7 protein-coding genes are annotated in these 13,319 nt (G+C 59.0%); 6 read left to right on the forward strand and 1 reads right to left on the reverse strand.

All coding sequences use genetic code 11. From position 1 onward, the window contains the following. Positions 1–1,273 (forward strand): replicative DNA helicase (dnaB, locus tag ACE04F_RS28415; protein ID WP_486110960.1); only part of this gene is annotated, 1,273 nt, incomplete at its 5' end. On the opposite strand, the gene ACE04F_RS28420 is transcribed toward dnaB, so the two are convergent. Beyond that, the gene (locus tag ACE04F_RS28420; RefSeq protein WP_486110962.1) at positions 1,274–5,305 is read right to left on the reverse strand and encodes a dermonecrotic toxin domain-containing protein; all 4,032 of its coding nucleotides are present in this window, start codon (positions 5,303–5,305) and stop codon (positions 1,274–1,276) included. Positions 5,306–5,521: 216 nt separating this feature from the next. On the opposite strand from ACE04F_RS28420, the gene ACE04F_RS28425 reads away from it, so the two are divergent. The 5 genes from ACE04F_RS28425 to ACE04F_RS28445 all read left to right on the forward strand — a co-directional run bounded on the left by ACE04F_RS28425 (position 5,522) and on the right by ACE04F_RS28445 (position 13,305). After that, complete coding sequence (locus tag ACE04F_RS28425) at positions 5,522–7,822, forward strand: YgiQ family radical SAM protein (protein ID WP_486110964.1); 2,301 nt, start codon at positions 5,522–5,524, stop codon at positions 7,820–7,822. Between the two features lie 176 nt (positions 7,823–7,998). Further along, entirely contained in the window at positions 7,999–8,916 is a 918-nt protein-coding gene (gene ssp4, locus ACE04F_RS28430; protein WP_486110966.1) for an Ssp4 family T6SS effector, read from the forward strand. After that, complete coding sequence (locus tag ACE04F_RS28435; protein ID WP_486110968.1) at positions 8,916–9,377, forward strand: hypothetical protein; 462 nt, start codon at positions 8,916–8,918, stop codon at positions 9,375–9,377. Before ssp4 ends, ACE04F_RS28435 begins: the two co-directional genes overlap by 1 nt. After that, positions 9,378–9,839 (forward strand): hypothetical protein, encoded by a 462-nt coding sequence (locus tag ACE04F_RS28440; RefSeq protein ID WP_486110970.1) that lies wholly within the window; start codon positions 9,378–9,380, stop codon positions 9,837–9,839. A 175-nt stretch (positions 9,840–10,014) separates the two neighbouring features. Further along, positions 10,015–13,305, forward strand: coding sequence for a transglutaminase family protein (locus ACE04F_RS28445; protein WP_486110972.1), 3,291 nt, complete (start codon positions 10,015–10,017; stop codon positions 13,303–13,305). The last annotated feature ends 14 nt before the right edge of the window (positions 13,306–13,319 follow it).

A 13,319-nucleotide genomic window follows, 5' to 3' on the forward strand; every position in this document is an offset into this window, starting at 1 on the left:
ACGTGTGCTCGATCAAGTCTCCGATGGCGATTTCTACCGGCATGACCACCGCCTGATTTTCCGTGCGATCGCCCGCCTGGCCGATCAGAACATGCCGATCGACGTCGTGACCCTGGCCGAGCAATTGGACAAGGAAGGGCAGACGTCCCAGGTCGGCGGCCTGGGTTACCTGGGTGAACTGGCAAAAAACACGCCGTCGGTCGCCAACATCAAGGCTTATGCCCAGATCGTTCGTGAGCGGGCGACCTTGCGTCAGCTGATCGGCATCAGCACCGAAATCGCCGACAGCGCCTTCAACCCGGAAGGCCGAACCGCCGCCGAAATCCTTGACGAAGCCGAGCGGCAAATCTTCCAGATCGCCGAAGCCCGGCCGAAGACCGGCGGCCCGGTGAGCGTCAACGACCTGCTGACCAAGGCCATCGACCGCATCGACACCTTGTTCAACACCGACAACGCCATTACCGGATTGTCCACCGGCTATACCGACCTCGACGAGAAGACCAGCGGCTTGCAGCCGTCCGACCTGATCATCGTCGCCGGCCGTCCATCCATGGGTAAAACCACCTTTGCGATGAACCTGGTGGAAAACGCCGTGCTGCGCAGCGATAAGGCGGTGCTGGTGTACTCCCTCGAGATGCCAGGCGAATCGCTGATCATGCGTATGCTCTCGTCCCTGGGTCGTATCGACCAGACCAAGGTCCGTTCCGGCCAGCTGGAAGACGACGACTGGCCGCGCCTCACCTCGGCGGTCAACCTGCTCAACGACCGCAAGCTGTTCATCGATGATACGGCGGGCATCAGCCCGTCGGAAATGCGCGCCCGGACCCGGCGCCTGGTGCGTGAGCACGGTGACATTGCGCTGATCATGATCGACTACCTGCAATTGATGCAGATCCCCGGTTCCAGCGGCGACAACCGGACCAACGAGATTTCCGAGATCTCCCGTTCCCTCAAGGCCCTGGCCAAGGAATTCAACTGCCCGGTAGTGGCGTTGTCCCAGTTGAACCGTTCCCTGGAACAGCGTCCGAACAAGCGCCCGGTGAACTCCGACTTGCGCGAATCCGGAGCAATCGAGCAGGACGCCGACGTCATCATGTTCGTCTACCGTGACGAGGTTTATCACCCCGAGACGGAACACAAGGGCATTGCCGAAATCATCATCGGCAAGCAGCGTAACGGCCCGATCGGCTTCATCCGCCTGGCGTTTATCGGCAAATACACACGCTTCGAAAACCTCGCGCCGGGTAGCTACAACTTCGATGACGATGAATAATCAGGGCGTGGTCTTTGGGCCAAACAGTGCCTTGATCATCGTCTCATCGTATTGATAGTTCCAACGCAGTTCGGTGTTTTGCGGAATGTATTCATTGGCGAAAAACGCGGTCAGCTTCATGCTCTTCCATGGTTTGCTGCCTTTTTGGGTATGGACATTAAAAAATGCAGCTTCGACGTTATAGCCCGCAGCTGCTTGCCTCACGGGGGAGCCCTCTGCATATTCGAAAGTAGTATTCATCCGAGAAAGGATGTTGTCTCCTGAAAACTCCAAGTGCGTTGCAACAGGAATGAGCGTTGCAGTGCTGCTTGAATGGGGCAGATCAATCGGGGCGATTCCGATCAGATAAGGATCCTGGCGATTCGCCGCGATGTAGTTGGGGACCAGCTCTCCACCATAGACGCCAATGACTTCGCCTTTTTCGAGCGGCCGTTTGTTCACTACGGCCGACTGACCGATCAGAACGGCTTCCTCAGGAAATTTCTGATGGGCCGCGGTGAACGGCACTACTTCAAGTTTGTCCTCGTACAAATGTGCGACTTTTTCATAGCCTTCCCATTGAATGTAAGGCAAGACCGCTTCTTTGCTGAATGTTCTGCCGGCAACGGTGGCGGATCTCCCCAAACTTTGTATGCGCTTGATTCGCATGGGCTGGCCGTCTGTATCCCTGATGGGGTACCGGCCATTATTGGCCCGGTCATAGATGCGCAAGTAGTTCTGGCTATGTTGATAGGACCTCACGGCACGCATGCGCTGCAGTTCCTCTGCTGTAAACGGAATAGGCAAGAGGTTGTCTTCTGCTGTTTCGTATCCGGGAGAAGAGTCGGCTGACGCGAATTCATCGCTGGACTCAACGTCGATGGAAGCCGGAGGTGGCGAGGGCATTCCTCCCAGAATCCTGCCTTTGGTTTCGTCGAGCTTCCAGCCACCTGCCGAATTTTTTTTAATGTAGGGCCTGTAAGCTCTGAATGGGCTGCGGGCGTCGATCAGCTGGATGCCCTGTCTATCCAGCTTGACCTGAAAATAACGCCCGTTGTCCTGGACGTAGTAGCGGTAGAACCCGTCGGGAAAGGGCTGCGACTGATAAAGGTCATCGCTGCGTAAAGTCAGTCCGGAGGGTAGTTCGGAGGTTGCGAAAAGCGGATCCAGAGGCTGTGGTGTCAGGTCAGGAACCAGTAGGCCTGAGCTTTTTGCTCGAATCGCGGGCGGACGTGCAGCCAGCATCTTCAGATTAGTCTGGCGAACAGCCTGTTTGAGGCTCGTTACGCTTGACCCGCTGAGCACGGTGCTGAGTTCGGCGTCCGAAAGAACGTGTTCGAGAGCACCGAATAGACCCGCAGGGGCATGAAGCCGTTTGCCCGCGGCGTCATGGGGTGTATACAGGCCATTCTGGCGGGTCAGCAGATAGCGGCCAATGGCGGATTCGCTGCCGCTGCTGCCGAGCAACGGCCCATTGATGCTCTGGTCGCGCACTTCTATCCACAGCGAGGCAGGCCAGCCAGGTAGTCGGTCCAAGGTATCCAGGACAAGCAGTAGCCCTTCATCGATATCCGCCGAGTCCAGGTAGATGCTTTCCCTTACTCGGTTCAGCCGGATATCTTCAATGTATCGACGAGCCTCCCAGTATTGCCCGGACGTCAGACTTTTTTCGCGCGACAGCCGCAGCCGTTGTTCCGGGCTGAGTACGGCCGCCATTTCTTCCAGGTGGCTCCTCGACAAATCGGGCATCACGCCGTGAATGACTTGCTGAATCGGGTCTTCGGGTTTCTCGCCGAGTTCGGTGAGCCAAGTAAACAGACCGTGTCGGTTCTTCTGCACCTGGTTGTGAAGCGTCAATGCTAGGTTTTCGACTTCAGTGAGATCCTCTCTATAAGGGGCCAGCAAAAGTGCCTTGAATGCTTGCGGCGACATTTGCTCTTTCAGAACCTGCGGTAATTCTCCGTACCTGAATCGCGATTGCGATACCCGAATTTCAGTGGGGCCGTTCCCATGGGTGAGCACGCTTCGCTGTTCGTCAATGATTAACAGGGCGTGGTCTGCCGGCCATCCGGGCAGTGACGAGACCGAGTGAAACTGCAGGAGGGGACTATGGGCGGTGATGCTCTCACCTGCGGCGCGGTCGACGGAAAAATCATTGATTTCCTGCTCGAGATTGAAACGTTTAACCGTGTCGCGTAGCAGGGGCGGGGGGCGCAGCACGTCCTGGTGAGCCTGACGCAGGGTCGTATTATCGACTCCGCTGAGCAGCAGGATAGGCTCCACCGCCGCGGGCTTGATGTGGGCGGCGTCGGGTCCCAATCGTCTGATCAGCTTGAGATCATCCCAATCCCTGGGCGTTTCGTGCAGGTGGCGCCAACCACCAACACCATTGCTCAGGGCGGGGGGCGTGTAGGCGTCCGGATCGGTAGGATGAAGCAGCTGCCAGTGCTGGTCTTGTGAGTCGCGTTGTATGGCGTGGACACCCTCATCAAGCTTCAGATACTGCCGTTGTTCATGGTGATAGATGCCTTGGGCATCGGCGGCAATCGCTTCGGGTAGGGTCGTGGTGTGACGGTAGGCTGCAAGGTCAGAGTGCCAGAGGCGCCATCCCTTGTTGCGTACCTGGACTTTCACCAGGTTGGCGGTGAAGCCGGTGCCCTTGATGGCTCCGGCAGTCGCCACGGCTAAAGCAGCGCTGTCCACGATATCGAGCAGATCATTCAAGGCTCGATCGCTGTCGCCCCGGCTCCAGGCGGCAAAACCGTCATAAACGGTTTCGGTCAGTTGGGCCGCGCTGACCGCCAGCAGCACTTCGCCGACAACTGGAACGAACGAGGCCGCGAAGAACAGCGCTGACTTGCCCAGGTCGGCATAGTACTGAAGACGTTTTTCTCGGCTCTGGATATCGATATCGGCGGTGGGGACGGCGACGACGCGAGCATCGTTCTGGATCTGTGTGATCCGCTGCGTGGCCATTGCAAGAAATACGTCTCCTTGGATCGGGGTTAGGGTCACGCGCTCTTTCAGAGTGGCCCTCACGGTTTTTCCGGGCAGGATGAAATCGTCCCAGTAGGTTTGGGAAGGGCGGACAGTCAGTAATGTATCCCGGTGCCGCAAGGGGACGAATCGATTGAAAAAAGCCGAGTAGCCTGGGGTACTCAAGCGTTCGGCCAGGCTGTAGTTCAGGTCCTCCAGGGACCCATGACTACGAAACGGCGAAATCGGGTCTTGCGGGGTGTACAGGATGATCGGTTTGTCGCCATGTTTCAGTTGGCTTACCAGGACGTTGGGGATTACAACGTTGCCGATGGTCAGGTGGCTGCACGCCAGTTCAGGATGGATAGTATCGCGTTGCAGGCCAAGTAATCGCAGATATGCCGTGGGTTCCAGTTCGCGCCGAAGGTGCGCGAAGAGCAGCGCGGCGCCGAAGCAACTGCGCTCGTTGCCACGGAACATCTCGAGCACTTGTGCCGCAGTACGCCTGGCGCCTGGTGTGGCCGGTGGTTGAAGTACCTCGTTGACGTGCTGGGAATACAGGCCGCCAATATCCAGTTGACGGCACACGCCAGCGAATCGCGTCGGGGAACCGGACGTGAGGACCGTACCGGTCTGGGTGACGTTATAAAGACCGGTGCCTTGTTCCATTCCCCCATCCTCTGCTTCCGAGGTTTCAAAGTTCTGCAGGGCGGCCTCAAGTAAAGTCTGCTGCGTGGTTTTCTGGTGGGTCTTGATCAGGCCCAGCAGGTGACTATTCTTCCATTCACGTACTAAAAGGGCGTTCTCGTCCTTCAAAAAGCCGGGAAAGTTCTCCCGGATCGCTTTACGTACCAGAGGTCGAGCAAAGGCTTCGGGGCTTTTCAGTTCGTCGAGAAGTTCCTTGACGTCATGCCTGGCTTGATTGCTGCTGACCAGGTGTTGGCGCAATTCCCTGAGCATTGCCGCTGGTGCTGTTTTGGCCCAGGACGGCAGTTGTGTTTTGATGAAAGTCTCATGTGGGTGAACAGAGATCGATGGGGGAGGTGTCTCTTGCGGCTGGGAACTGTGGTTACTCATTGGAAGACCATTGGCTGGTGTGGTTGATCTATCCAAGCTATCCCGCCAGCCGTTTCGACGAGCGGTAACTATTTACTGCCTGCGCCCTGTGCAGAAGGAGTATTAAGGAGCGCAGAAGCAGGCCGACGCAAAAGCCGACCACTGTCGTCGGAATTGGTCAATTTTTGTGCTATATTCCGCGCCCGCGATTTTTCATCTTCTATACCGGTCATCGACATGCAAGCAGCCAAGCCGTTATTTGACTATCCCAAGTACTGGGCCGAATGTTTCGGACCGGCGCCGTTCCTGCCGATGAGCAGGGAGGAGATGGATCAGCTCGGCTGGGATTCGTGCGACATCATCATCGTGACCGGTGATGCCTACGTCGATCATCCGTCGTTCGGCATGGCGATCATTGGCCGTCTGCTGGAAGCCCAGGGCTTTCGTGTCGGCATCATCGCCCAGCCGAACTGGCAGTCCAAAGACGACTTCATGAAGCTCGGCGAGCCCAACCTGTTCTTCGGCGTCGCGGCCGGGAACATGGACTCGATGATCAACCGCTACACCGCCGACAAAAAGATCCGTTCCGATGACGCCTACACGCCGGGTGGCCTGGCGGGCAAGCGGCCGGACCGTGCGAGCCTGGTCTATAGCCAGCGTTGCAAGGAAGCCTACAAGCACGTGCCGATCGTCCTTGGCGGTATCGAAGCATCCCTGCGCCGCATCGCCCACTACGATTACTGGCAGGACCGGGTGCGCAACTCGATCCTGATCGACGCCTGCGCCGACATCCTGCTCTATGGCAACGCCGAGCGGGCAATTGTCGAAGTGGCCCAGCGTCTGTCCTACGGGCACAAGATCGAAGACATCACCGACGTGCGCGGCACTGCGTTCATTCGCCGCGACACGCCGCAAGGCTGGTACGAAGTCGATTCCACGCGCATCGACCGTCCGGGCAAGATCGACAAGATCATCAATCCGTACGTCAACACCCAGGACACTGCTGCTTGCGCCATCGAGCAGGAAAAAGGCCCGGTCGAGGACCCGAGCGAAGCCAAGGTCGTGCAGATCCTGGCGAGCCCGAGGATGACCCGCGACAAGACTGTGATTCGCCTGCCATCGGTAGAGAAAGTGCGCAACGACGCGGTGCTGTATGCCCACGCCAACCGCGTGCTGCACCTGGAAACCAACCCGGGCAACGCCCGTGCCCTGGTGCAGAAGCACGGCGAAGTCGATGTCTGGTTCAACCCGCCGCCCATTCCAATGACCACTGAGGAAATGGACTACGTGTTTGGCATGCCTTACGCGCGTGTCCCGCATCCGGCGTATGGCAAGGAAAAGATCCCCGCTTACGAGATGATCCGTTTCTCGGTAAACATCATGCGCGGCTGCTTCGGTGGCTGCACCTTCTGTTCGATCACCGAGCACGAAGGCCGGATCATCCAGAACCGCTCGGAAGAGTCGATCATTCGCGAGATCGAAGAGATCCGCGACAAGGTCCCTGGTTTCACCGGGGTCATTTCCGACCTCGGCGGCCCGACCGCGAACATGTACCGCATCGCCTGCAAGAGCCCGGAAATCGAATCCGCGTGCCGCAAGCCGTCCTGCGTGTTCCCCGGCATCTGCCCGAACCTCAACACCGACCACTCGTCGCTGATACAGCTGTACCGCAGCGCCCGGGCGTTGCCTGGGGTGAAGAAGATCCTCATTGCCTCCGGCCTGCGTTACGACCTGGCGGTCGAGTCGCCGGAGTACGTCAAGGAGCTGGTGACCCACCACGTCGGCGGTTACCTGAAGATCGCCCCGGAGCACACCGAGGAAGGCCCGCTCAACCAGATGATGAAGCCGGGCATCGGCAGCTATGACAAATTCAAGCGGATGTTCGAGAAGTACACCAAGGAAGCCGGGAAAGAGCAGTACCTGATTCCGTACTTCATCGCAGCTCACCCGGGCACTACCGACGAAGACATGATGAACCTGGCGCTGTGGCTCAAGGGCAACGGCTTCCGGGCCGACCAGGTGCAGGCGTTCTATCCGTCGCCGATGGCCACGGCCACCGCGATGTACCACTCGGGCAAGAACCCGCTGCGCAAGGTCACCTACAAGAGCGACGCGGTGACCATCGTCAAGAGCGAAGAGCAGCGCCGCCTGCACAAGGCGTTCCTGCGTTATCACGACCCGAAAGGCTGGCCGATGCTGCGCGAAGCGCTGACCCGCATGGGCCGCGCCGACCTGATCGGCCCGGGCAAGAACCAGTTGATTCCATTGCACCAGCCTGCCACCGACAGCTACCAGAGCGCCCGTCGCAAGAACTCGACCCCGGCTGGCAGCCACAAGGTCGGCAAGGAAACCACCAAGATCCTGACCCAGCACACCGGCCTGCCACCGCGGGCCAGCGACGGCGGCAATGCTTGGGATAAACGCGAGCAAGCCAAGGCCGCTGCGTTCGCCCGTAATCAGAAGGCAGCCAAGGAGCGCAAGGATGCGGCCAAGGGCAAGGGACCGAAGCCTGCGCGCAAGCCGGTTGTGCCGCGCTGATCGCCCCGCCCAATCGCAAGACGCCAGCCTGAGTGCTGGCGTTTTGCTTTCTAGCGGCAGTGCTGGCCGTTTGTTATCGTGGCGACCGCCAACGGCGTGACGGCGGAGCAAGCTCCCTCGCCACAGGTGTTCAGTGTGGATAAAGGCCCACTTTCCGATTCTCAAGGACGATTCATATGAGTACCCCTTTGCCGGGCATCGGCATGGATAACAGCATCTCCCAGCGAATGGCTCGCCAACGCATCGAAAGCCAGATCAACCTGCCACGATTGTTTGCCGCCATTGACGCCGATCCCGGCATCGTCGGTGCCGGGGTGGTGTATATCGACGCTGAGTTCAACGTGGTGACTTTGCGTGAGTTCAAGCCCATTTGCAGCATCAAGCCAAAGCGAATCATTTTGCGCGAGGCGCAGAAATATATTGCGCCGGCTCAGTTTGCTGATCAGGTAAAGAACAACCCGCGTGAGTCTCGTTTGGTAGGGGAGGCGGTCAATACGACTTTATCCTGTGCTGGAGCCATTTTGGGGTGGATTGTAGTGTTCAGTGGCACGATCGCAGTTCCGTTTACAGCTGGAGCGAGTTTGGTCGTCACAGCCATTGGAGTAACCGCTGCTTCTGCGAGTACGGCGCAGTGCGTGGTTGGGGGGATGCGGACGTACAACGAACTCAACGATCCATCAGCTAACGATGATATGGACAGTGAGGATTGGTATCGCTACGCGATGCCTGTGTTGGATGCCGCATCGTTGCTGGGGGCCGGGGCTTCAACTTTAACCACACTGAAGCTCTTGCAGGCTAGAAAGGCCTCGACGGGCAGAAGTTGGTATGAGCTTTCGAAAGGTCTGACTCGACAACAACGGAAGGCATTAACTAAAGAATTGTTAACGCTGAAAGACCCAAGCCTGACCAATAAATTATTGAAGCTTCGACAACGTTCGGGGACGCTTGCAAAGCGTTTCACGGCCACTCAGATCAACCATGCTACCGTGACTCAGATTCGCGATTCGCTGGGGGCCGCTATCGGCCTAACGGGCAGTAGCTTGTCTGGAAACCTGAAGACCATCGCCGTGGGGCTGTATGAGGAAATTGAATAATGGATCGCAAGCATTCATTGAACGCTTTCCTTGCGCACTATTTTCCGATTTTTATCTGCGCTTTCTTTCTAGCTTGTTTTGCCTTGTCCGCTTCGATTTCATTGGCCTCAAGTACTTATTTTCGAGGCGATCCTGAACGGGGAAAATATTCTTTTCTGCTTGCGCTGATGCTATCCCTGCTTTTGGCGTTGAGTCATTTCATCATGATCAGAGGGCGACCTTGGGGCGTTCGTGCCATTGTTGTGTTCTATCTGGCGTGCCTTTTCACTGTACTTCCCACCTACGGCTATAATCCGCACCCCTTCGCCTATGTAACTGGATTATTGTTTCCCTTGCTGGGATTGCTGTTACTCAACAGCAAGAGACACCGAGAGATGCGTCAAAACTTGTTGGAGCTACGTCATGAGCGCGTGGCGACGAAGTCTGCCGCTCGGCAGCAGAAACGAATGAAAGGGCGCTAGATGGAAAACTATCCGAATTTCATCGATTTCATGCGGCGCTACTTTCCCACCTTTATCGCAACGATCTTTGTGGCAAAAATAGCGTTTTTGTTAGCCCTTTTTGCTCTGCTCGACAGTTTCTTTGCAGGCGTTCCGTTGGCGAGCCAAGGAAAATTATCCGCCATAGGCATCGCTATCTGCACGATGGTTCTGGTTCATAGCAATTTCATGGTTATACGCGGCAGGACTGGTTGGATCTGGCTGTTTGTTGGATTGTTCGTAGCTTGTCTGCTGTGTGTATTACCGACTATTAGCTATCGTCCGAATCGAATCGTTTATGCGGCAGGCTTGTTTTTTCCACTACTGGGACTGCTCTTGCTCAACAGCAAACGCCACCGGGAAATGCGCGGCAAGCTCGTCGAAATCCGCCACCAGCGCGAACGCATCATCCAATCCGCCAAGGCCTCGCGCCCGCGCCGTTGAGTCGATTCGCTACCGCCCGCGCCGCATTTATGTGCGGCCTTTGCAGATCAATACAGGCATCGCGCGGTTTTAGTGCTCTACTGCCCTGAGTAGACGTAGAAAGTGTCCGACCTGCCTGCATGGCATAAGTCTTGCGCCGCTTTCGATAACGCCCAGGCTCCGCAGGAGGCACGCCGTGTCGATCCATGTCGCTTTGCACCATGTCACACATTATCGCTACGAGCGCGCTGTCGAACTCGGTCCACAGATCGTGCGCCTGCGCCCAGCCGCCCATAGCCGTACGCGCATTCTTTCGTATGCGCTGAAAGTCTCGCCCGATCAGCACTTCATCAATTGGCAACAAGACCCTCAGGGCAATTACCTGGCGCGGCTGGTGTTCCCGGAAAAGACCGATGAGCTGCGGGTCGAGGTCGATCTGGTCGCCGAGATGGCGGTGTTCAATCCATTCGACTTTTTCCTCGAGCCCTACGCCGAGAAGATTCCGTTTGCCTACGCGGCCGACGAGAAACATGAATTGATGCCCTATCTGGAAAAGCTGCCGCTGACGCCGAAATTCAAGGCTTATCTGGACGGCATCGACCGCACGCCGCTGCCGGCGGTGGACTTTCTGGTGGCGTTGAACCAGCGCCTGAGCGAAGACATCGGTTACCTGATCCGCATGGAGCCCGGCGTGCAGACGCCGGAGCACACCCTGGAGCATGCGTCCGGTTCCTGCCGGGATTCGGCCTGGCTGCTGGTGCAACTGTTGCGTCATCTGGGCCTGGCGGCGCGGTTTGTCTCCGGCTACCTGATCCAGTTGACCGCCGATGTGAAAAGCCTCGACGGCCCGTCCGGTACGGAAGTGGACTTCACTGACCTGCATGCCTGGTGCGAGGTGTACCTGCCCGGCGCCGGCTGGATCGGCCTGGACGCCACGTCCGGGTTGTTCGCCGGTGAAGGACATATTCCCTTGGCATGTAGTCCCGATCCGTCCTCGGCTGCGCCGATCAGCGGCCTGGTGGAACCGTGCGAGTGCCAGTTCAGCCACGAAATGTCCGTCGAGCGAATCTGGGAGGCGCCACGGGTCACCAAGCCATACACCGAAGAGCAATGGCAGGCGATCCAGGCGTTGGGCCGGCAGATCGACAGCGACCTGCTGGAGGGCGACGTGCGCCTGACCATGGGCGGCGAGCCGACCTTCGTTTCCATCGACCCGGACGGCGCCGAGTGGAATACCGCAGCGCTCGGCCCGGACAAGCGTCGCCTCTCCGCCGAGTTGTTCCAGCGCATGCGCCAGCACTACGCGCCCGAGGGACTGGTGCACTTCGGCCAAGGCAAGTGGTACCCCGGCGAGCAACTGCCGCGGTGGTCGCTCAATTGTTATTGGCGGCGTGACGGCGTGCCGATCTGGCGCGACAACGCGCTGATCGCCGAAGAACAGCAGGACTACGGCGCCGATGGCGAACTGGCCGGGCGTTTCCTGGCGAGTGTCGCCGAACGCCTGAATATTCCTGCGCGGTTCGTCTTTGCGGCCTACGAAGATAACTTCCATTACCTCTGGCGCGAGGGCAACTTGCCTTCGAACGTGACAGCCGAAGACCCTCGGCTCGAGGATCCCCTGGAGCGGGCGCGGTTGCGCAAAGTTTTCAGCCAGGGCCTGGACAAAGTGGTCGGCCAGGTCCTGCCGCTGGCGCGCACCGCCAAGGGCGATCAATGGCAAAGCGGCCGCTGGTATTTGCGCGACAGCCATTGTCGGCTGGTGCCGGGCGATTCGCCGCTGGGCTATCGCCTGCCGCTGGCATCGCAGCCATGGGTGACGGCAGCCGAGTATCCGTTCGTCCATCCCACCGACGCGAACCAGGACTTGCCCGAGTTGCCTGGCACCGAGCAACTCACCCATCACGGCGAGCCGGCCCTGGAACAGGAGCGCGCGCCAAAAGTCGACGAATCGGCCGATTGGCTGACGCGCACGGCGTTTTGTGCCGAGGCCAGGGAAGGGCGGCTCTATCTGTTCATGCCGCCGCTGGAGCGGGTCGAGGATTACCTGGAACTGGTCAGTGCCATCGAGGCGACAGCCGAAGAGCTGGGCTGCCCTGTGCTGCTGGAAGGCTACGAGCCGCCAAGCGACCCGCGCCTGAGCAATTTTCGCATCACACCCGACCCGGGCGTCATCGAGGTCAACGTGCAACCGTCGGCGACCTGGGACGAGCTGGTCGAGCGCACCGAGTTTCTTTACGAACAGGCGCGGCTGAACCGGCTGACCACCGAAAAATTCATGATCGACGGTCGGCACACCGGCACCGGTGGCGGTAACCATTTCGTCCTGGGCGGCGCGACGCCGGCTGACTCGCCGTTCCTGCGTCGTCCCGACTTGCTGCGCAGCCTGATCAGCTACTGGCATAACCATCCGTCGTTGTCCTATCTGTTTTCCGGGCTGTTCATCGGCCCGACGTCCCAGGCGCCCCGCGTGGACGAGGCGCGCAACGACGCGTTGTATGAACTGGAGATCGCCTTCGCACAAATGCCCGAGCCTGGCGAAGCGTGCCCGCCCTGGCTGGTGGACCGATTGCTGCGCAACCTGTTGATCGACGTGACCGGCAATACCCACCGCGCCGAGTTCTGCATCGACAAGCTCTATTCACCGGACGGCGCCACCGGGCGTCTCGGCTTGCTGGAGCTGCGCGCTTTCGAAATGCCGCCTCACGCCCGCATGAGCCTGGCCCAGCAGTTGCTGCTGCGGGCGCTGGTGGCGCGGTTCTGGCGCGAACCCTACGCGCCGGAGAAACTGGCGCGCTGGGGCACCGAGCTGCACGATCGCTTCTTGCTGCCGCATTTCATCGAGCAGGATTTTGCCGATGTCATCGACGATCTCAATGTCGCCGGTTATCCGCTGCGGGCCGAGTGGTTCGCCGCGCACCTGGAGTTTCGCTTTCCCAAGGTCGGCGATTACGCGGTCAATGGTATCGAGCTGCAGTTGCGGCAGGCGCTGGAACCCTGGCATGTGCTGGGGGAGGAGGGCACGGCGGGCGGCACCGTACGCTACGTGGACTCGTCCCTGGAGCGCTTGCAGGTCAAGCTCAGCGGCCTGGCGCCACAACGTTATCTGCTGACTTGCAACGGCGTACCGGTGCCCTTGCAACCCACCGGTCGGGTCGGCGAGTTCGTCGCCGGGGTACGTTTCCGCGCCTGGCAGCCGGCCAACTGCCTGCAACCGACCATCCCGGTCCATGCGCCGCTGGTATTCGACGTGCTCGATACCTGGATGCAACGTTCGCTGGGCGGCTGTCAGTACCACGTGGCGCATCCGGGCGGGCGCAACTATGACAGCCTGCCGGTCAACGCCAACGAAGCTGAGAGTCGACGGATGGCGCGTTTCTTCCGGATCGGACATACGCCGGGGAAACTTCCGATACCGAACCTGGCAACGGATGACGAATTTCCCTTCACACTCGACCTGCGACGGTTCCAAGGGGGATTGAAGCGATAGATATACCCTGTGGC

The organism is Pseudomonas sp. AGC41 (genome assembly GCF_057334555.1).

Coding starts and splice junctions, on each gene's coding strand:
- ACE04F_RS28425 (WP_486110964.1), top strand. CDS start 5,522: ATGCAAGCAGCCAAGCCGTTATTTGACTATCCCAAGTACTGGGCCGAA.
- ACE04F_RS28440 (WP_486110970.1), top strand. CDS start 9,378: ATGGAAAACTATCCGAATTTCATCGATTTCATGCGGCGCTACTTTCCC.
- ACE04F_RS28420 (WP_486110962.1), bottom strand. CDS start 5,305: ATGAGTAACCACAGTTCCCAGCCGCAAGAGACACCTCCCCCATCGATC.
- ACE04F_RS28435 (WP_486110968.1), top strand. CDS start 8,916: ATGGATCGCAAGCATTCATTGAACGCTTTCCTTGCGCACTATTTTCCG.
- ssp4 (WP_486110966.1), top strand. CDS start 7,999: ATGAGTACCCCTTTGCCGGGCATCGGCATGGATAACAGCATCTCCCAG.